Raw genomic sequence first — 20122 nt, 5'->3', positions numbered from 1 at the left:
CGCCACCTCATAGTCGCTTTCGGGTGACCCGTCGGTAACCTGACCGCACGATCCGCAGCACTGGGAGGACCAGAGACATGGCCGCCACATCGCGTAGCTTGCGTTCCCGCCGTTCCTGTATGGCCGTACCCGGCAGCAACCCGCGCTTCATCGAGAAGGCGCAGGGGCTCCCGGTCGACCAGGTGTTCCTCGACTTGGAGGACGCCTGCGCCCCGCTCGCGAAGGAGGGCGCGCGGCACACCATCGTCGACGCGCTGAACAACGGCGACTGGGGGGACCGGATCCGCGTCGTGCGGGTCAACGACTGGACCACCCACTGGACCTACCGCGACGTGGTCACCGTGGTCGAGGGTGCGGGAGCCAACCTCGACGCGATCATGTTGCCCAAGGTGCAGGACGCGGGCCAGGTCAAGGCGCTGGACCTGCTGCTCACCCAGATCGAGAAGACGGTCGGCCTCGAGGTCGGCCGGATCGGCATCGAGGCGCAGATCGAGAACGCCCGCGGCCTGGTCAACGTGGACGAGATCGCCGCCGCGTCGCCGCGCGTGGAGACGATCATCTTCGGCCCGGCCGACTTCATGGCGTCGATCAACATGAAGTCGCTGGTGGTCGGCGAGCAGCCGCCGGGCTACGACACGGGCGACGCGTACCACTACATCCTGATGCGCATCCTGATGGCCGCGCGGGCCAACGACCTCCAGGCGATCGACGGCCCCTACCTCCAGATCAAGGACGTCGAGGGTTTCCGTCGGGTGGCCGGCCGCTCGGCCGCGCTGGGCTTCGACGGCAAGTGGGTGCTGCACCCCGGCCAGATCGACGCCGCGAACGAGCTGTACCAGCCCACCCAGGCCGACTACGACCACGCCGAGATGATTCTCGACGCCTACGACTGGTGCACCTCCGCCGAGGGCGGGATGAAGGGCGCCGCGATGCTCGGCGACGAGATGATCGACGAGGCCTCACGCAAGATGGCCTTGGTGATCTCGGCCAAGGGTCGCGCCGCCGGGATGCAGCGCACGCAAAAGTTCGAGCCGCCGAAGGGCTGACGCCGGATCGGTACGACGGCGAGGGGCGGGTTCCGGGCAGCCGGACCCGCCTCTCGGCGCATGCCCGGCGGCCCGGATCGCACCGCCGGATCGGCTCCGCGCCGGGTCGGCGCGAAGCGTGGATCGGCGTCCGACCTCCACTGGGGCGGGGCGGTCGTCTATCGTGTGCCCGGGCCGGAGTACTTCGGCGGGCAAAGGGCAGCAGGAGGCTGGCATGCAGGGTGGCTTGACGGTGTCCGTGCACACCCAGGGCACCTCTTCGATCGTCACGGTCGCCGGTGAGATCGATGTGGACAGCGCCGCCGCGGTGCGGGACCGTCTGTTCGAGTGTGTCGAACAGGGCAGTGTGCGTTTGGTGATCGACTGCTCCGAGCTCGACTTTTGTGATTCGACCGGGTTGAACGCGTTCCTCGCCGCCCGACTGCGTGCGCAGGCCGCGGGCGGAGCGGTGCACCTCGTGGGCGTTCAACCCGCCGTTGCGCGGGTATTCGAGATCACCGGTGCGGTACAGGGGTTCACTTTCCACGAGACCCTGGCAGAGGCGGTCGGAGAGTAGCCCGTGACTTCTGGTGTCCTCCAGCGGGATGCGGGCAACTATCACCGCGTAGCAGCGTGAGCGAGGTGAGCCAATAGATGTGCGCCATGCGATCGCAGGCGCCCGGCGACGGGGAGGCCTGTTTCTCCACCCCACCGCTTCGTCAGGTGCGGAGACTGCCGTTCGAGGGTGCGGCGGGGGCGGTGGCGCGGTCGCGGACGTTCATCCGCAACACGCTCCACGCGTACGGATGGAGCGGCTCCGAGGACGAGCAGGTGCTGCTGACCTCCGACGACGTGCTGCTCGTCGCGGTCGAGTTGGTCACCAACGCGTGCCTGCACGCGGGCGGCCCGGTGGAGCTGCGGGTCGTGCGGACCAGCGAACTGCTGCGGATCGAGGTGGACGACCGCAGCGAGGAGCCGCCACAGGCGAGGTCGCCGCACTCCGGAACGCGACCGGGGGGTCACGGGCTGCACATCATCCGCCGGTTGACGCTGGACTGGGGCGTGGTCGTGCACCGGGAGCAGGGCAAGACGGTCTGGGTGGACATGCCCGTGCCCGAGGCGATGCGCTGAGCCGACGGGCCGGGGGCGTACCGGGCCGAGGTCGGTCCGGGCGGCCGATACCCTGGAGCACATGTCTGCCTCTTCGGTTCGTGTTCGCTTCGCTCCCTCTCCCACCGGCATGTTCCACGTCGGTGGCGCTCGTTCCGCGCTGTACAACTGGGCCGTGGCGCACAAGGCCGGCGGCGTGTTCGTGTTGCGGATCGAGGACACCGACGAGGCGCGCAACCGGCCGGAGTGGACCGACGGCATCCTGAGCGCGCTCGCGGCGATCGGGATCAGCCCGGCCGACCCGGCCTTCGAGGGCCCCTACTTCCAGTCGCGGAACACGACGCTGCACCGCGAGTCGGCGGTCCGGCTGTTCGAGGCGGGCCGCGCGTACTACTGCGACTGCACTCGCGAGGACCTGGAGGCCCGGACCGGCTCCAAGCACCTGGGCTACGACGGCTTCTGCCGCGAGCGCGGCCTGGCGGCGGGCGACGGGCGCGCGCTGCGCTTTCGTACCCCGGACGAGGGCGTCACGGTGGTGGCCGACCTGGTGCGCGGGGTCACCGAGTTCCCGAACGCCTCGCTCGAGGACTTCGTGATCGCCCGGGGCAACGGCTCGGCGGTGTTCCTGCTGGCGAACGTGGTCGACGACGTCGATCAGAAGATCACCATGGTGATCCGCGGCGAGGAGCACCTGTCCAACGCGGCCAAGCAGCAGCTCCTGTGGGAGGCGCTGGGCGCGACCCCGCCGCAGTGGGCGCACCTGCCGGTGATCGTGAACGAGAAGCGGCAGAAGTTGTCCAAGCGCCGGGACAAGGTGGCGCTCGAGTCCTACCTGGACGAGGGCTACCTGCCCGACGCGCTGGTGAACTACCTGTTCCTGCTCGGGTGGGGCCCCAAGGACGACATCGAGATCCGGCCGTACGCCGAGCTGGAGCAGCTGTTCGACCTGCGCGACGTGAACAAGTCGTCGGCCTTCTTCGACGTGAAGAAGTTGTCCTCCTTCAACGCGGACTACATCCGCGCGCTGGACGCGGACGCTTTCGTGCGCGCCTGCGAGCCGTGGCTGCTCGGGCCGAAGGCGCCGTGGGCGAAGGAGGCGTACGACCCGGCCGTGTTCGCCGAGGTGGCGCCGCTGGTGCAGACCCGGATCACGGTGCTGGACGAGGTGCCGATGTACGTCGACTTCCTGTTCCTGGCCGAGCCTGCCGACGACGAGGCGGCGTGGGCCAAGGCGATGAAGCCGGGCGCGGCCGACGTGCTCGCGAGCGCCCGCGACGAACTCTCCCGGGCCGAGTGGAACGTCGACGCGCTCAAGGCCGCGGTCGAGGCCGCCGGCGCCGCACACGGGCTCAAGCTCTCCAAGTCCCAGGCCCCGGTCCGCGTCGCGGTCACCGGCCGCACCATCGGCCTCCCGCTGTTCGAATCCCTCCAGGTCCTCGGCCGCGACCGGGTCCTGGCCCGCGTCGACCGCGCCCTGAAGCGCCTGGCCGAGGCCGAGTAGCCGCCGGCCCCGAACGGGGCGGGCCCGCACGGCGGACTGCCCCCGCGACCGAAGTCGCGGGGGCAGTCCGGGTGTTCGGCTGCGCGGGTCAGCTGATCGAGAGGGTCAGGGTGCTGGTGTAGGTGCCGATGGCCTGGTAGGCCGGGACGGCGAGGGACAGGTCGGCGTCGGCGGAGAAGGTGCCGCCCGTGGTTGCCCCGGCCGGGGCCGAGGCCAGGGTGGCTCCGGTGCCGATCGGGCCCGCGCTACCGGGCACCGCGGTGCTCGGCGAGCCGGTGCCGGTGGTCACCTTCGGGGTCCAGGTGAACTTGTCGGCGCCGATCTTGCCGCCGTTGCCGTTGCCGAAGTCGGACACCGAGCCGGTGAGGGTCCACCCGGTGTTGCCGCCGCGGAAGTCCTTCACGGTCACGGTGTTCAGCGCGCCGGTCATGTTCTGCGCCTGGCCGTTGAGCGTGATGTCCGACAGCTTGATGGCGCCGGCTTCCTGGGTGATGGTCAGACCGCCGGCGACGACGTTGCCGGTGATCGTCTGGTCCAGGTTGCCGCCGGGCACGGTGATGCGGAACGGGGTGGTGACCGCCGTCGTGTCGTCGGTGCCCTCGGTCACGTAGATCGCGGTGATCGACGGGTCACTGGCGACGAAGTCGGGGATGGTGACCGTGCCGTCGGCGGCCGAGTCCGCGTATGCGGCGGTCTCGTCGAGCACGTACCCGGTCGCGGTCTGGCCGCGCGCGATGATGGTGAGGTTCGGCCCGAAGTTTTTGCCGGTGACCTTGACCGTGGTGCCCACGGGGCCGCTGCCCGGGCTGATGGAGATCTGGCGCGCGGTCGCGTTGATCTTGATCGGGGCGAGCGCCTCGGCGGCGCCGACCTTGACCTTGATCTTGTAGTTGCCCGCAGGCACCGTGGCGACTGTGCCGACGTTGCCGGTGAGCGCGCCGCCGGCCACCGCGAGGGTGTTGCCAGGGGCGATCTTGGCCGCGTCGCACGCCGCGCCGGCGGCGTCGCACAGCTCGACCGTCGGGCTGCCGGCCGGCCAGTGCGCGCCGGTCAGCGCGAACGGCACGCCGGCGTTGGCCTCGGCCGGGGCGGACAGCGTGGCCGGCTCCTGCGAGGTGCCTTCGACCTTGAGGGTGCGCGAGACCGCGATCGGGTCGACCGGCGAGCAGTCGGTCGGCACCTTCAGGCCCAGGGCCGTGGTCCACGTCGAGTAGATGTCCGGCGTCAGGTTGACGTCGCCGGGCGTGGTCACGGTGAACTTGCCGGTGGCGTCACTGACTTTGAGGTCCTGGCCGGGCAGCGCCTCCGGGTTGTCCTGCGGCCCGGTCAGTTTGAAGGTGCCGCTCTGCGCGCCGGCGAGCTTGACCGTGGCGTCGAGGTAGGTCGAGTTCGCGGGCACCTTGCCGATCACCGGGATGGTCGGCGGGGCCTTGGGGAACACGGTGAAGTGCCACTTGACCGTGATCTCGTCGCCCACGGCGTAGGTCGGCTTGTCCGGGGTGACCTGCAGATCGACCTGGACCTGACCATTGGGCAGGTTCGGCGAGTACTTGTTGACACAGTGCGTCGTGTAGTCGACCGGGGCCGCCTGGGCGGACGGTGCGAGGACCACGAGACCGCCGGCGGACGCGACGGCGACGACGGCTGTCGAGGCGAGCAGCCTGCGTGGAGCGATTCTTCGCATTCGGGACACTATTCTCCTCGCGGGGATGGAAATATGCCTACCGCCGTGGAGCGGCATCGCGCGATCCGGGAATTGCACTGCGGCCTCCACCTCTCGGGGCGGGGCGGGCCGCCGGTCGGAATGCGACGGATGCGGGGGCAGTCGGCAATAGATGGTCCGACACCGTATTCATCCGTTAATTGCTGACGAAGTCAATGACTATTTCGCGGCGGTTCAGGTGTCACGTGTCAACATGATCGACATGCCGCGCGAAGGGCGAAGCGGAATGCGATCTTCCGCCCGTGACAGGCGTTGTCGGCACGGCGAAGGCCGCCGCCCACAAAGGACGACGGCCTCCGGTGGAGAGGTTCGCAGCTATGTCAGCCCGTCACGGTGAACGGGGTCGACGCGTTGCGGTCGGAGTGGAAGGTCTCCGACGCGATGATGCCGGTGGTGTTCGACTTCGTGATCAGGATCCAGATGCTGAAGTCGCCGTTCGCGTTCGCCCAGGCGCCGGCCCAGTCGCTGGTCTTGGAGTCGCCCGCCAGACCGTTGACGTTGACCCACGCGAGCGATCCATAACCGTGTCCGGTGACCAGAACGAAGGTGCACGGGGCACCGGAGGTCTTGTTCAGCTCCAGCCAGCGGCGCTGCACGGTGACCGAGGCCAGCGCGCTGTTGCTGCCGTCGCTCAGCTTGAGCTTGTAGGTGCCCTCGCCGACGTTGCCGGCGATGGTCACGTTGCCGGCGAGGGTGCCGTCGGCGGCGATGGTGATCGGGCCGGAGCTGATCCGGGCCGCGCTGCACGCCGAGCCGTCGGCCGCGCACAGGGACGCGGTGGCGGAGCCGTTCGGGGTCCAGTTGTTGCCGGACACCGCGACCGAACCACCGGCGTGCGTGGCGGCGGGCGACGCCGACAGGGTGGCCGGCAGGGCCGCCCCGATGGTGAACGGCAGCGCGAAGCCGGTCGCCTCGTCCACTCCCTCGGTGATCCAGACGGCGGTGATGCTCGGGTCGCTCACCACGAAGTCGGGGATGGTGACCGTGCCGTCGGCGGCCGAGTCAGCGTATGCGGCGGTCTCGTCGAGCACGTACCCGGTCGCGGTCTGGCCGCGCGCGATGACGGTGAGGTTCGGGTTGAAGTTCTTGCCCGTCACCTTGACGGTGGTGCCCACGGGGCCGCGGTTCGGGCTGAGCGTGGCCTGCCGGGCGACCGCGTTGATCTTGACCGGGGTGAGCGCCTCGCCGGCGCCGACCTTGACCTTGATCTTGTAGTTGCCGGTCGGCACGGTGGCGATGGTGTTGATGCTGCCGGACAGCGCGCCGTTGGCCACCACCAGGCTGTTCGCCGCGATCTTGGTCGCGGTGCACGCGGCGCCGTTGGCGTCGCACAGCTCGACCGAGGGGGTGCCCGCGGTCCAATTGGCGCCGGACAGCGCCACGGTGGAACCGGCGTTGAACTCACCGGGGTTCGCGCTGAGGGTGGGCGCCCCCGTCGAGGGGCCGTCCACGGTGAGGGTGCGCGAGACCGCGATGGGGTTGATCGGCGAGCACTTGGTCTCGACCTTCTGCCCGACCGCGGTGGTGAAGGTCGAGTAGATGTCCGGGGTCAGGCTGACCTGGCCGGCCTGGGTCAGCGTGAAGTTGCCGACCGGGTTGCTCAGGATCAGGTCCTGGCCGGGCAGTGCCTCGGGGTTGATCTGCGGTCCCTGGATGGCGAAGTTGCCGGTCTGCGCGCCCGTCAACTTCACCGTGCCGACCGGGTAGGTCGAGTCCTTCGGCACCTTCCCGACGACCGGGATCGACGTCGGCGCCTTCGGGTAGAGCTTCCACTGCCACTCGACCGAGACGACGTCGCCGACCTGGTAGCTGCTCTTGGCGGGGGTGACGACCAAGTCGATCTTGACGTTGCCGTCTGGCGGGTTCGAGTACGGGTTGGTGCAGTGCGTGCCGTAGTCGACGGTGGCGGCCTGCGCCGAGGGGGCGAGGACGAGGGCGCCGGTGCTCGCAATGGCGCCGACGACCGCGGTCGCGATCAGCCTGCGCGGAGCGATTCTTCGCATTCGGGACACGTTTCTCCTAGCCGGGTGGGAGGTGGCTGGTGGCTCGTGGTGCGCGGCGACGGTTGTCCGGGACGTTGGCCGAGAGCTGGGTGAAATGGCCTGGATGGTGAACTCCGAACGTCGCCGGTCTGCCCGAACATCTAGCGAATAAAGGCCCAGGAAGCAATGCGTAAAACGTGCTGATCTTGGTGTCACGTGTCACCATGATCAACTTTGATAAACCTGCCCTGACCTCCTGTTTCCAAGCTTGACCGAGGCAATAGGAAGGGCGATCGATTCACGATCGCCGCTCGGTGACTTCATCTACAAAACCGTATTGACTTCTTCCGCTTCCACAGTTTCACTCTTGGCTGTGCCGGAGGGCCCCGACGTGGGGAAGAAGCGGGCCCGCCCCGGATCCCGATAGTCGGTTCGTGTCGGTCGGCGATGTGCAGTGTCGATCGGCTTGTTCGGGATGCCCACCGGTTGCTCCACCGTTTTCGCCTGCGGCGTGCAGGCCGGGAAGAACGTGCGCCACCACCAGGTACTCGGAAGCGATGAAAAGGAGCTCCACCATGTCTCGCACCAAGCTCGCCGGCGCCGGTATCGCCTGCTCGGCCGCCGCCTTCGCCGCCGTCATGGCACTGTCCGGGACCGCGAACGCGGTTCCCGATTCGCGCAGCGTGACCCTCACCTGCCAGGACAGCACGGGCACCACCTGGACCACCGGGGGCACCGGCACCCTGACCTCCAGCGACCCGGGTGGTACCGCGGCGCAGAAGATGAAGCTCATCTCGCCGCTGACCGCGCCGATCAACATCCCGGCCAACTCGCTGACCACCACGATCCGCACCATCCAGACCGGTGCGGGCGCGGGCACGGTGCGCGACTTCACCGGCACGGTCAACCTGCCGATGAACATCGGCAACCAGATCAACCTGGGCCCGGTCGCGGGCACTTCGCGACTGGCCGCGGGCACCACCGTGCGGCTGAAGGACACCTCGGCCGCCGGCCCGAGCGCCACGAACTGGTCGGTGAAGATCACCACGAGCATTTCCGGCTCGCCGGTCGACATCTGGTGTGCCGGCAAGCAGGACGCGGCCTCGGCCGACTACTCGTTCTGATCGGGTCCGGATCGGATCCCGCCCTACGGGATCCGATCCGGATCGTGGTGACGTTACGCGCCTGCCCGGGCGGCCTCGTGCCGCCCGGGCAGGCGTACGCATGTCCGGACAACGGTGATACGAGCCGTATGGGCGGGACGAAATGGGCCCGGATGAAAGGGCGAAATGGTATCCGATGCCGGTGTCACGTGTCACCAAGATCGAATTCGATAAACTCGACTTCGTCTTCTGCTTTCGATTTTTTCCCGGATTCTCGGAAAACTAAACTCGATTGACTTTTGCCGACCGTACGGTTTTACTCGGGCTTGCCGAAAGGGGCCCGAAGCGCGGGGTCGAGCCGTCCTGTCGTCGGTATCGGTCCGCTCGGCACAGGCGAGCACATTCCCTTGGTGTACGGGCCCGCGACCACATGTGGGTCGCATCCTCGAAATCGATCGAGAAGGAGTTCTCCCATGACTCGTACCAAGTTCGCGTCCGCCGGCATCGTGTGCGCGGCGGGCGCGCTCGCGACCTCCGCGGTATTGTCCGGCACGGCCCACGCGGCGGCCCCGGAGTTTCGGGGCGTCGTCCTCACCTGCCAGGACAGCATCGGGAACACGTGGGCGACGAACGGTGCCGGTGAACTCGGCTCCAGCGATCCGGGGGGTACGGCGGCGCAGAAGATGAAGCTGACCACGCCGATGACCGCGCCCATCCAGATTCCGCCGAACGCGCTGACCACGACGATGCGTACGGTGCAGACCAGCGGTGCGGGCGCGGGTACCGCGTGGGACTTCTCCGGGACGCTCAACCCGCCGATGAACATCGGCAATCCCATTCGGCTGGGCCCGGTTCCGGCCGCATCGCGGTTGGCCGCCGGTACGAAGGTGCGTCTCGTGGACACCTCCGGCGCGGCGCCGAGTGCGACGAACTGGTCCGTGAAGATCGAATCGCACCTGGGCGGAGTCACGGTCTTCACCTACTGCGCCGGTGGGCAGGCGACCGGGACGGACGACTTCACCTTCTGATCGGCCCGATCGGCGATAAACCACCGGAACCGTGGATTTCGCTTTCGGTCGGAGATTCGTATCCGAACGTTCCCCCGGACCTCTCCAGGTCCGGGGGAACGTTTGTCTTTACCGGGAATTCCTGCGGATACTCACGTTAAGTAATCACGCCGTCATAGTGACGCGTGTCACCATGATCAAAGATATCTATTTGATGATCATGAGGATTGGAGAAGTGTTCTCGGTCGAAATAGTTGGAAGCTTCTCGAAGATCACTTAGCTTGGTAAACGTGGACATTAGGCATTGACTTCTTTTCTTGCTGCCGCTTCACTCTCTCTATGCCGGAAGGCCCGAGGTCGGAGCAATGCGGGCCCTTCGCGGTAAGGCTCGCTTCGGTGCTCCTGTCGATGTCGAGATACCGGCCGGCAGTAGCAGCGTCTTGCCTGCTTCGGGTTACTCGGGCGAGCACGTCTTCATTCGGAAAGCCGTGAAAGGAGCACCACCCCTCATGTCTCGTTCCAAAGTCGCATCGGTCGGCATCGCCTGTACGGCGGGTGCCTTCGCGGCCGTGCTGGCCATGTCGGGCACCGCCAACGCGCTTCCGCCGGAGTCGCGCGGTGTGCATCTGACGTGTGTCGACATCAACTCCAACATCACGTACTCCACCAACGGCGCAGGCACCCTTTCCTCCAGCGACCCGGGCGCGCCGAACGCGCAGAAGATGAAGCTCACCTCGTCGATCACGGCGCCGCTCAACATTCCGGCGAACTCGCTGACCACCACGATCCTGATGCAGCAGGTGAACGGGCCCGGCTCCTACAGTTTCTCCGGGACGGCCAACCTGCCGATGAACGCGGGCAACCCGATCACCCTCGGTCCGGTTCCCGCCGTGGGCGGGCGTCTCAGCACTCCCCTCCAATTGATCCTGAAGGACACCTCCGCCGCTGCGCCCAGCGCGACGAACTATTCGGTGCGTATCCAGGCCACCTTCGCGGGCACCGCGGCCGACATCCGTTGCGCCGGCAGCCAGGACGTCGTTCCGCCCGCCACCACTCCGAACCCCTTCACCTTCTGATCGGTCCGGCTCTCGACCAGGGAGTCGGAACGCTCGGATCCGGGTGGGCCAAGCGCCCGTCGCGGTGACCTTCGGGTCGCCGCGACGGGCGTTTTCCACGCGTCGGGTCCGCAGACGGCCCAGCGATCGGCCGATCCCCAGCCTCGGCCGGCACGGCGAAAGGATTTCTCATGAAAGCCGGCAAGCTCATCACCGGGACCCTCACCTGCGCTGCCGCGGCTTTGGTCGCGGTGACCGCGCTGTCCACCTCGGCCTACGCGCTCCCGCCCGAGTCGCGCGCGGTCTCGTTCCGCTGCTTCGACCCCAGTGGCACCCTCTACGGCTCGATCACCTCGCCCTTCACCGGGACGCTGACCACCAGTGACCCGGGTGGCACCGCGGCACAAAAGATGAAGCTGGCCACGACCTGGCTCCCGCCGCTCAGCGTCGCCCCCAACACGTTGCCGTTCGTGTTCCGCACCGTCCAGACCAGCGCGGGCGGGTCGGGAGTCGGCACCGTATGGGACTTTGCGGGCTCGAACCACCCGGCCCTCGGACTGGGGCCGACCACCTTCGGCCCGGCCCCGACGTCCGCGCGGATCGCCGCGGGTACGACGATTCGGTTCAAGGAGACCTCCGGGGCCCTGCCGAGCACCACGAACTGGTCGCTGCGGTTCAAGAACCCGATTCCCGGAACGAGCAACGACATCTACTGCGCCGGCGGCCAGAGTTCCGGGTCCGGCGACTTCTCCTTCTGATCGACGACCGTCCGGGGCACACGTCGGCCCCGGTACCCGAATCGGGTACCGGGGCCGACGCGCGTGTGGTGCGCGCTACTTCACCGTGATGCCCGCCATGCCGAGCTTGTCGAACTTGAAGCTCGTGTCGATCTCGACCGCCGTGATGCCGGTGGTCTTCTTGCTCGTGACCAGGATCCACGAGCTGAACCTGCCGTTGCGGTCGGTCCAGGCCAGGCCGAAGTTGAAGGTCGGGTTCGCGCCCTCCACGCCGGCCAGCGCGATCAGCGTGTTCGGGGTGAAGTTCTCGCCGGACACCTTCACGAACGTCCACGGGCGGACGGTGCTCTTGCTGAGCGTCACCTTGCGCTGCGGGACCGGGACCTCGACCTTCTTGACCGTCAGCGGCGTGGAGGCGGTGCGACTGCCGTCGGTGACCTGGACGCTGTACGAGCCGTCCGCGGTGCCGGGGGCGACCGTCACGCCACCGGAGAGCACGCCGTCGGCGCCGATCCGCAGGCTGTTGGCGGAGATGCCCGCCGGGTTGCACGCGGTGCCGTCCGCGGCGCACAGGGACGGCGTGGCGGTGCCGCCCTTGGTCCAGTTGGTACCGGCGAGCGTGGTCTCCTTGCCGGCCTCCACGGTGCCCGGGGACGCGCTCAGGGTGGCCGTCTCGGGCGTGCTTTGCACGGCGATGCTCTGCACCACGCCGGAGCCGCCGGTGACCGCGCACGGCGTGGTGAAGTTGCCGTACGGCGTCACCGTGGCGGTGGTGGTCTTGGTCGGCGTCAGGTCGACGGTGCCGGTCGCGGTGGCCGGGACCTGGAGCCTGACCGAGAACGGCGGGCTCTGGATCGGCGTGTTCGCCGGGATGTCGATCGTGGTCTCGGCGCCGGCGAGGGTGACCGAGCCGGTGGCGCCGCCGGACAGGGCGAAGTCGATCGACGGCGTCATCTTGATGCCGCTGAGCGCGGCGGGGCTGGTCGCCGGGCTCGGGCCGAGGGTGATCTTCAGGTCGACCGTCTCGCCGGGCCTGGCGGTGGTCGGACCGTCCACGGTCACCGACATCGGTCCGGTCTTGTCGCCCTGGCCGAGCGGCAGCGAGCACGTGACGGTCGGCGTCGCGGTGCCGGCGAAGGCGGCGGGGGCGGCGGCGAGGAATCCGGTGATCGCCAGTGTGCCGACGCCGAGTCCGGCGGTCAGGCGCTTGGTGCGCTGCTTCATGAGGTGCGGCTCCCTGTCCTGCGTTCCTTGCCGGCGGCGGGCGTTGGCGTCGCGTCGGCGGCATGGGGGCGGATACGCGCGTGGCTAAGTGGAACGTGTTCCAGAAGTGGGGCGGGTCACATTGATGCGCTTTCGCCTGCCGAAGTCAAGAGGTGCGAAAGCCCCCGCCGGCCCTGCGGGAGGTCTTCGGCAGGGCCCTGACCTGCACTGACACGTGTCGCCCGGAAGTGGTGGAACAAGTTCCACTTTCCCCGGTCGCGAGGTGCCCCGGGTCCGGATACGCGAACGGGGCGCCCCCGCACCGAAGGTGCGAGAGCGCCCCGCGTGGGGCCGACGTGCCGTCAGGAGACGGTCAGCGTCAGGGTTCCCGTGTACGTCCCGGCCGCCTGGTACGCCGGGACCGCGAGCGACAGGCCCGCGTTCGCGCTGAACACGCCACCGGTCTTGTGCGCCGGATCCGTGGACGCCGCCGAGCTGCACAGCAGCCCGCCGTTGACCGTACCCGCCGAGCCGGTCACGACCTGGCTCGCCGAGTTCGGCTCGGCCACGCACCGAGGTGTCCAGGACAACGCCGAGGCAGGCAGCGAGTAGCCGCCATCCGCCTTGAAGTCCGAGACGGAGCCGGTGAGTTGCCAACCAAGCGTGCCCTTGCGGGCATCGGTGACGGTGACCGCGTTCAGCGAGCCCGTCATGGTCTGATCCCGGTTCGCGAACGGCACGTCCGCGAGCAGGACGCCGGTCCCGGCCTGGGTCATCGACAACGTGCCCGGTTCCTCGCCGGGACCGCCGCCCTCGACGGTGAACGGGGCGAGCGCCATCTTGTCGCGGGCGTTCTTCTCCGCCGCCCGGATCTGGGTCGTCCCGGGTTTGGTCACCGCCAGATCGACGGCGAACGTCCCGTCGGGACCGGCGGTGACCTCGGTGGTGTCACCGGTGAGACCCAGGTTCGCGTCCAGGGTCTCCAGCACGACGGCCGCGCCGGGGGTGAAGTTCCGTCCCGTCACGTGCGCCTTCGTGCCCGAGGGGCCACGATCCGGGGTCGCGGTGATCGCTCGGGGCAGGACGACCGCCGAGGTCACCGTGATCGGTGCGGACACCGAGACGATCCCGACGGTGACCTTCACCAGGTATGCGCCCGGCGGCACGTTCGTGCCCAACGTGACCTGGGCGGTGAGCGCACCACCCTGGGCCACCGAACCGGTGCCCGCGGTGAACGCGGATCCGGTGCAGCCCGAGCCGTCCTCCTGGCACAGCTGTACCTGCGGATTGCCCTGGCCGGTCGGCCAGTTGTCCCCGGTCAGCAGCACCGGGTCGCCGGGCTTGACCAGGCTCCGATCCGGACCCAGGGTCGTCTGGGCCGGCGCGCCCACCATGATCGACTGGGAGACCGCCGGCGTGCCGACGGGTGTGCCGCCCGACGCGATGGTGATCACCTTGAGGCCGTATCCGGCGGGCGCCAGGTCGATCCGACCCGCCTTGGTGATCTTGAAGGTGCCCTTCATGTCGTTGACCTTGAGCACCTCCCCGCCCGGGGTGGCCGGGTTGCCCTTGTCGCCGGCGACCTGTACCTCGCCGGTTTGCGCGCCGGAGATCCGTACGGTGCCGCTGGGCGTCACCGTGTCCTTCAAGGCCACGACCCAACTGGAGGGGTTGCGCGGTTGGCCGATCCACTTCCAGCCGACCGTGACCTCGTCGCCGATGTCGTACCACGTCTTGGCCGGGCTCACCGAGAGTGCGACCTCGGGACTCCAGTCGAACGCCGGACCGTTGCCCCACGCGGGGGTGTAGCGCACGGTGTACTTGACCGGTTCGGAGTGCCGCAGCGCGTCCTTGGCCACCGAGACCGCCACCAGGACCGAGGTGGTACCCGAGGTGATCCGGACCTGACGCACGGCGTCCGACAGATTGGCGGCGACCCGGACCTGGCCCGACAACTTTCCGGAGGCGTCGACGGTGAGGGTGGAGCCCGACGCCCCTTCCGCTGTACAGGCGTTGCCGTCCACGTCGCACATCTCGACGCCGACCGGACCGACCGGCCAGTTCTCCCCGGTCACCTCGATCCCCGCGCCCGGCCGGACCACGTTCCAGCCGAACGCGACTGTGGGCGCCTTGACCGCGCCGTCCACTGCGAGCGTCGCGCCCACGCCCGGCGTGCCGTTGGGCGTGCACGGCGTGTCCCAGCTGCCGAACATGTTCGCGGTACTGGTGTAGCCACCGGGGGAGAGCTTCAGCTCGCCCGGCTTGGTGATCTTGAGCGTGCCCGTCATGTTCGACAGCCACAACTTCTCGCCGCCGGGGGTCTGCGCGTTCTTCTGCGGACCCTCCATGGCGATCTCGCCGCCCTGGGCGCCGGAAACGAGGACCTTGCCGCGCGGCTTGACCGCGTCGGCGTTCACGGTCACCGACGACGGGTTCTTCGCCGCGTCCTTCCACGTCCAGGTGACGGTGACCTCGTCGCCGACGTTGTACTTCGCCTTGACCGGGGCGACCGTGAGGTCGACCTGGGCGTCGAAGTCGAACGGACCGCCACCGATGCTCGGCGGTACACAGTGCACGTTGTACGTCACCGGAGCCGCGTTCGCGGACTGCGCCCCCGCGCCCACGCCCAGGGCGCCGGCCACGAGGGCGGTACCCAGTACGCCGGCGACGCGCTTGTTGCGGGATCCGGACCCAGTGCTTTCCCTGGTTCTTGGTCTGAGCATGTGGTGCTGTCCCTCCTCGGGATGCCTGCCTGGCCCGCCGGGGGAGCGAGCAGTCGAACACCACACCGGGACCGGTCCGTCGCCGTCGGTGACCCGCGCGGCGCGGGACGGTCGATTCGGTGCCGTGCGCCGATTTTCGACGTCGGCGGGGTGACACCCGACCCCGCCGCTGTCACCCGGTCTTTCCCTGCGATGAAACCTGTTCCAGAAAACGGCGCCTCCCATTGAGCCCGTGGGCGTTTGCGAAGTCAACAGCGGAACGCGTTCCGACGGCAACGATTTGTGTGCGCCGTCGGTCGGTGTCACATACGCGAGCCCGAGGGGCGAAAGGCGTTGGCACGTACGGGAAATGGGCGACGGGACGCCCACCGCGCAGTGAGGGATTGCGGTGGGCGCCCCGTGCCGATCAGCCGTACCGGCCGACCGTGACCGTGATCAGGAAATCGACAGGGTCAGCGTCGCGCTGTAGTCACCGGCGCCCTGGTAGGCCGGAACCTTCAGGTCGATGTCGGCGTCGGCTGAGAAGGTGCCGCCGGTGTTGGTCGCGCCCTGCGGGACCGAGGCCAGCGTCGCGCCCGAGCCGATGGTGCCCGCGCTGCCCGCGACCGGGGTGCCCTTGGACTTCTCATCGGCCTTGGCGGCCTTGGGCTTCCAGGAGAAGTGGTCGGCGGGAATGCTCTCGCCGGCCGCGTTCTCGAAGTCGGTGACCGAACCGGTCAGCGTCCACCCGGCGTTGCCGCCGCGCAGGTCGGACACGGTGACCGTGTTGAGCTTGCCGGTCATGGTCTGGTCCTGGGCGCTCACCGAGACGTCGGACATGCGGATGCCGCCCGCCTGCTGGGTGATCGCCAGGGAGCCGGCGGTGATCGTGCCGTCCAGCTTCTGGGTCAGGTCGCCCGGCTGGGTCGGGTCGACCTTCTTGCGGACCAGCAGCTGCGCCTGGCCGCTGTTGCCCTCGGAGTCGGCCACCGCGAGGGTGTGCGCGCCGTTGGCGACGTTGTCGGCGAGCTTGACGGTGCCGGTCAGGTTGCCGGACGCGTCCACCGTGAGGGTGGAGGACGCGATCCCGGCGGCCCCGCCGTCCAGCGTCGCGGTCACCGCGCCGGGGGCGAACTTGCTGCCGGTCAGGGCCACTTCGCTGCCCGGCTCGACCGCGGTCGAGGGCGCGTTCAGTACCGGCTTGTCGGCCGCGCCGACCTTGAGCGTGGCCGAGGGGGCGACCGTGTTCACCGGGTTGCACTTGGTCTCGGCGTCCAGGCCGAACGCCTTGGTGAAGGTCGAGTACAGGCCCGGGGTCAGCGTCACGTCGCCGGCCTGGGTCAGCTTGACCTTGCCGGTCATGTTGGTGAGCACCAGTTCCTGGCCCGGCAGGGTCTCCGGGTTGATCCGCTGACCCTCGACCGCGACCGCTCCGGTCGCCGCGCCGCCCAGGGTGACGCTGCCCTTGGGCAGGGTGGAGTCCTTGTCCACCTTGCCGACCACGGGGATCTCCGGCGGCGCCTTCGGGTACGACTTCCAGGTCCAGGTGACGGTGACCTCCTCGCCAACGTCGTAGCGCGCCTTGGCGGGCGCCACCGACAGGTCGATCTTGAGGTCGCCGTCCGGGATCACCAGGTTCGGCACGATCTGGTTGACGCAGTGCGAGGTGTAGGTCACGTCGGCGGCATTCGCGCCGGGCGCGAGGGCCACCATGCCGACGGTGCCGGCGATCGTCACCACGCCGAGCGAGGCGGCGAGTTGCCTGTTTGCCTTGAACATAGGGTGCGTTCCTTTTCTCGGATACCGCTCTGCCGGCGCCGGGGTGGGCGGGGCAGCCGAAACACCACGTCGCAGGACCGGGCGCGGGGGGCGGGGCGCACACGCCCGCGCGGGCCTCGACGGCGCATGCGCGTCCGGACGGGTGCCGTCGCGAAGTGCGGCCCCGCCGGTCGGTGGAACGTGTTGCAGAAATGATGCTTGATCATTCCGCTCCACCCGGTGTGCAAAGTCAAGGGATACGGCCGGAAAACCGGAAGGACGCCCTCCTCGTACGAGCGAGGAGGGCGTCCCGGTGTCCGACGGTGACTCAGCTCAGACTGAGCGTCAGATTTCCCGTGTACGCCTCGGAGCGGGTGCCGCCCGGAAGGGACAGGCTCAGCAGGGCGTTGGCCTCGAACGCGCCGCCCGTGACGGCGCCGGTGCTCGGGTTCTGCCGACACAGCACCTCGGCGTCGCCGCCGACCGTGCCGGGCACGCCGGTGCCGACGGCCGCGGGTGGGCCCTCGACTGTGGTGCAGGCCGGGATCCAGGTGAGTCGTCGGGCGGGTACGACCTCACCACCTTGGCCGATGAAGTCGCTGCTCTGCGCGGTCAGCGTCCAGCCGAGGGTGCTGCCGCGCCGGTCCTGGATGGTGACCGGGTTGAGCCGACCCTCCAATTCCTGTGTCGTGTCGCCGGGTCGGAACTCCGGCATGGTTACACCCGCCGAGTTCTGCCGCATGAACAGCGGCCCGGCCACGGCGTCGGCGGGCGTCTGCGGCACCTGTCCGGCGGGCGGGAGCGGGGGGACTCCGGGCGGGGGCGTGGTGCCCGCACCGGGGATGCCGGCGCCCGGCGTGGCGCCGGCGCCGCCGAGGGTCGGGTCGCCGATCGCCCCGGCGGTGGGGCCGGTGGGCGCGCCGCTCGTGGGCGGGGCGGACGGGGTGCCGCCGGAGCCGGCCGATCCGCCGGCGGACGGGTTGCCGGATCCACCGGCGCCGCCCGGGCCGCCGGTGCCGGGGCCCGAGGTCGGGCGCGTGCCGACCTGGACGCTCGTCGAGACGGGCAGTCGGTCGGGGTGTACCGGAGTACAGGGCGAGTCCTGGATCAGGAACTGCTGGAGTACGTACGCCCCGGGAGCCAGGTCGATCCGGCCCTCGGTGGCGAGGGTGAACTTCCCGGTCAGGTCCGCGACCGGCAGGGGTTGCGCGGCGCCGGCGCCCGGGTGTCGGGCGGGGCCGGTGAGTTCGATGTCGCCGACCTGGGCGTTGGAGAGCCTGATGGTGGCCTTGGGCGTCTCGACGTCGGGGAGGATCCCGGTCCACGTCCACGGGTTGCGTGGTGGTGTGACCCAGTGCCAGGTGACGGTGACCTCCTCGCCCACCTTGTAGGTGTCCTGCTTCGGCGGCGACACGGAAAGCTCGACCTTCGGCTTCCAGGTGAAGACGGGTCCGCCGGCGAGTGGCGGTCGGCAGCTCACCTCATGCTCCACGGGTGCCGCCTGTGCCGCGGGTGCGACCGCCGTGAGACCCGCCGCGCCGGCGACGAGGACGACCGCCGCCGGTATCGCGAACAGCCTCCTGCGGGGTGGAACCATGTGCGGGACGCTCCCTTCCGGGCCGACCCCGGGCTCGATCGAACGTGGTCGTCGATGCTCGGGCCGGCTTGAAACGTGTTCCATATATGGGCCAAACGCCCATTGATTCGGCATGCCTGACGTGGTGTCAAGGGATCCGGGCGGGCTGTGGCGCGTTCGGAACGTGCCGGCCCGCGAACGTGTGTGGCGGCGGAGCGAGACTCCGGCGCCGGGATCGGGGCCGGCCCGGCGCATGGCGGGAAGTCGGCGGGTTCGTAAGGGTTTGGCGAGGCGTGTGTACTCGACACGTGTCGAAAATGTGAGGTCCTGTCAACCATCTTGTCGACACAGTGATTTCGCAGGTCGCGCGATATGGAACCGTGTCCGACGGATGCAGATTTTCTGCTTTTCGCTGTTGTCCGCTCATGCCACTTGTCGTACCGTCACCCGAAGATCTGACGTGACATCAAGTACTGGAACAGTCTCGATGTCTCCCGGATGCGCCGAGAAAGCCCCGCTCAGGGAACGCAAGGCGTGTCCCCACCGGTGCTTGCGCGGTCCGGTTTTCCCGCCCGGTCCGCGCCTCGAAAGGGGGAAGTCGGGTGTGGCGACCGCGTGTACCCGATGAGTCGGGGCGCGTGCCGGGTCGGTGCAGGCCGACCCGCCAAAACGGCCCTGCCGATCGCGCGTCGCTCCGGCCGTTTCGATCAGGACTTCTCGACGAGCAAGAGATCCCCCCGAAGGGAGAACCACCGTATGGGCAGGCCCATTAAGCGCACAGCGGGTGGCTTGGCGGCGCTCGCCGTCATGGCGGGCGCCATGATGTCGTTCGCGCCGCAGGCCGGCGCCGGGACATCGAACACGAAGCTCAAGTGCGACTTTCAGAGTGACCCCACGGTCAAGGCCACCATGGGATCCAAGCCCGACACCGGAGACCAGGCCTTCACCGTCACCGGTCCGGCCACGGCCACGGCGGGTGAGCAGATCAGGCTGAACATCGACCCGGGGGTGAGCCCGGCCGCTTCGCCGCTCGCCACCACGGTCAAGGTCACCCCGACGGTCACCTTCACCGCGAAGTACACGGGCGGATCGGCCACGTTGACCGCGGTGGGCGCGACCCTGGACCTGCCGTTGGTGGCCGACGTCGGGATCGATGTGCCTTCGTTCGCAGCCAACATCAAGCTGCCCGCGGGGGCCTCGGGGAAGGTGGATCTGCTTCCCAAGGGCTTCGCCCTGAAGATTCAGGTCCCCGAGCCGACGCCGCTGACGTTGAACGTCCCGTGTACGGTCACCGACGCCAACCCGCAGCCGGCCCACTCGGTGACGCTCCCCGCCGCGAGCACGACCGGGGGAAGCGGTACGAATTCGGGGTCGAACAGTTCGGGTTCGACGAGTTCGGGCTCGACCGGTTCGAGCTCCTCTTCCTCCTCGTCCACGAGCAGCACGGGAACGACCTCCTCGGGGACCACGGCCGGCAACGACTCGCTGGCCAAGACCGGTCCGCTGGACGACGCGCTGTCGATGGGCCTGCTCGGCGGGACCGTCGGTCTGCTCGGCATCGGCGGGGTGTTGCTCGCCACCCGACGGGTGCGGTCCTCGCGCAACGCCTGACCCCGGGACTCGGGCACGGTCGGCCTTCC

15 protein-coding genes are annotated in these 20122 nt (G+C 69.0%); 9 read left to right on the top strand and 6 right to left on the bottom strand.

Annotation, left to right across the window (positions count from 1 at the left end; all coding sequences use genetic code 11):
* The first annotated feature begins 77 nt into the window (after positions 1-77).
* The 4 genes from ACWGR4_RS23300 to gltX all read left to right on the top strand — a co-directional run bounded on the left by ACWGR4_RS23300 (position 78) and on the right by gltX (position 3636).
* Complete coding sequence (locus ACWGR4_RS23300; protein WP_379999802.1) at positions 78-1046, top strand: HpcH/HpaI aldolase/citrate lyase family protein; 969 nt, start codon at positions 78-80, stop codon at positions 1044-1046.
* Positions 1047-1260: 214 nt separating this feature from the next.
* Positions 1261-1602 (top strand): STAS domain-containing protein, encoded by a 342-nt coding sequence (locus tag ACWGR4_RS23295; protein ID WP_379999804.1) that lies wholly within the window; start codon positions 1261-1263, stop codon positions 1600-1602.
* Positions 1603-1688: 86 nt separating this feature from the next.
* On the top strand, positions 1689-2156 hold the full coding sequence (locus ACWGR4_RS23290) for an ATP-binding protein (protein ID WP_379999806.1): 468 nt from the start codon (positions 1689-1691) through the stop codon (positions 2154-2156).
* A gap of 109 nt (positions 2157-2265) precedes the next feature.
* On the top strand, positions 2266-3636 hold the full coding sequence (gene gltX / locus ACWGR4_RS23285) for a glutamate--tRNA ligase (protein ID WP_380000036.1): 1371 nt from the start codon (positions 2266-2268) through the stop codon (positions 3634-3636).
* An 88-nt stretch (positions 3637-3724) separates the two neighbouring features.
* Here the strand turns inward: gltX and ACWGR4_RS23280 are convergent, their stop codons facing one another.
* Positions 3725-5320, bottom strand: a complete 1596-nt coding sequence (locus ACWGR4_RS23280) for a hypothetical protein (protein ID WP_452134041.1) — start codon at positions 5318-5320, stop codon at positions 3725-3727.
* 359 nt (positions 5321-5679) lie between these two features.
* Positions 5680-7362, bottom strand: coding sequence for a hypothetical protein (locus tag ACWGR4_RS23275; protein WP_452134042.1), 1683 nt, complete (start codon positions 7360-7362; stop codon positions 5680-5682).
* Positions 7363-7916: 554 nt separating this feature from the next.
* Between ACWGR4_RS23275 and ACWGR4_RS23270 the strand changes: the two genes are divergently transcribed.
* The 4 genes from ACWGR4_RS23270 (at position 7917) to ACWGR4_RS23255 (ending at position 11264) form a co-directional block, all read left to right on the top strand.
* Positions 7917-8465, top strand: a complete 549-nt coding sequence (locus tag ACWGR4_RS23270) for a hypothetical protein (protein WP_452134043.1) — start codon at positions 7917-7919, stop codon at positions 8463-8465.
* A 452-nt stretch (positions 8466-8917) separates the two neighbouring features.
* Entirely contained in the window at positions 8918-9472 is a 555-nt protein-coding gene (locus ACWGR4_RS23265; protein ID WP_452132311.1) for a hypothetical protein, read from the top strand.
* A 488-nt stretch (positions 9473-9960) separates the two neighbouring features.
* Entirely contained in the window at positions 9961-10527 is a 567-nt protein-coding gene (locus ACWGR4_RS23260; protein ID WP_452132312.1) for a hypothetical protein, read from the top strand.
* A 170-nt stretch (positions 10528-10697) separates the two neighbouring features.
* On the top strand, positions 10698-11264 hold the full coding sequence (locus ACWGR4_RS23255; RefSeq protein ID WP_452132313.1) for a hypothetical protein: 567 nt from the start codon (positions 10698-10700) through the stop codon (positions 11262-11264).
* A gap of 75 nt (positions 11265-11339) precedes the next feature.
* Here ACWGR4_RS23255 and ACWGR4_RS23250 read toward each other — a convergent pair whose 3' ends face one another.
* The 4 genes from ACWGR4_RS23250 to ACWGR4_RS23235 form a co-directional block, all read right to left on the bottom strand.
* A complete protein-coding gene (locus ACWGR4_RS23250) occupies positions 11340-12467 on the bottom strand; it encodes a hypothetical protein (protein WP_452132314.1) in 1128 nt (375 codons plus the stop codon).
* Positions 12468-12808: 341 nt separating this feature from the next.
* On the bottom strand, positions 12809-15169 hold the full coding sequence (locus ACWGR4_RS23245; RefSeq protein ID WP_452132315.1) for a hypothetical protein: 2361 nt from the start codon (positions 15167-15169) through the stop codon (positions 12809-12811).
* A gap of 435 nt (positions 15170-15604) precedes the next feature.
* Entirely contained in the window at positions 15605-16927 is a 1323-nt protein-coding gene (locus tag ACWGR4_RS23240; protein WP_452132316.1) for a WxL domain-containing protein, read from the bottom strand.
* 307 nt (positions 16928-17234) lie between these two features.
* Positions 17235-18503 (bottom strand): hypothetical protein, encoded by a 1269-nt coding sequence (locus tag ACWGR4_RS23235; protein ID WP_452132317.1) that lies wholly within the window; start codon positions 18501-18503, stop codon positions 17235-17237.
* Positions 18504-19238: 735 nt separating this feature from the next.
* Here ACWGR4_RS23235 and ACWGR4_RS23230 point away from each other — a divergent pair.
* Complete coding sequence (locus tag ACWGR4_RS23230) at positions 19239-20093, top strand: hypothetical protein (RefSeq protein WP_452132318.1); 855 nt, start codon at positions 19239-19241, stop codon at positions 20091-20093.
* Positions 20094-20122: the final 29 nt, after the last annotated feature.

The organism is Embleya sp. NPDC055664 (assembly GCF_053618075.1).
Note: the sequence above shows the minus strand (reverse complement) of the source record. Positions and strands in the feature narration are given on the sequence as shown.